This window comes from Staphylococcus canis (genome assembly GCF_016238445.1).
Lineage (GTDB): Bacteria > Bacillota > Bacilli > Staphylococcales > Staphylococcaceae > Staphylococcus > Staphylococcus canis.
Genome location: NZ_JABANU010000060.1, coordinates 1 through 718, shown reverse-complemented (window position 1 = coordinate 718; position 718 = coordinate 1). Strand labels below are relative to the sequence as shown.

The window sequence follows — 718 nt, the reverse complement described above, 5'->3', positions numbered from 1 at the left end:
AAACATTTAATGATGGATGAATTTAAAAGTGTTAAAAACGTATCGGGATATATGAGCTTTATTTATGCTGATTCACTCACACATCGTATCATAGATATTGTGGAAGACCGTCGGTTAAAGTCTTTAAAAGACTATTTCTATCGCTTTTCTCTTGAAGAACGTAAACGCGTTCAAACCGTATCTATAGATATGTATCAACCATACATCGTCTTAATTCAAGAATTGTTTCCCAATGCGAAAATCATTATTGATCGTTTTCATATCATTCAGTCTTTAAATCGTGCACTAAATATGGCAAGAGTTTCAGTTATGCATACTTTTAAAAACATTGATCGCCCTTTATATAATAAGTTCAAGCGCTTCTGGAAACTATATTTAAAACCTATAGAAGATTTAGAAGCGTTTGAGTACCGAAAGGTTCCATTGTTTAAATCGTGGAAGACGCAAAAAGGGATTGTCCAATATCTTAATGAACAAAATGAGATGCTTAGTCGTACGCACTTTACAGTCAATCAACTTCGTTGTCATATTAATAACAATGATATAGAAGCCTTACTTCAGTCTTTAGAAAACGTAGCTTTACCAGATATTCATCCTAAATTAAGAACCGTCATAAAAACATTAAACAGTTATATTCCATTCATTACCAACACATTAGAATATGCCAACTTTACGAATGGTCCGATTGAAGGTATTAATAACAAAATTAAACTCATTA

Annotated in this window: 1 protein-coding gene; it reads left to right on the top strand. The window is 31.9% G+C overall.

The genetic code is table 11. From position 1 onward, the window contains the following. A partial coding sequence (locus HHH54_RS10890; protein WP_198618814.1) for an ISL3 family transposase occupies positions 1-718 on the top strand: 718 nt, incomplete at both ends.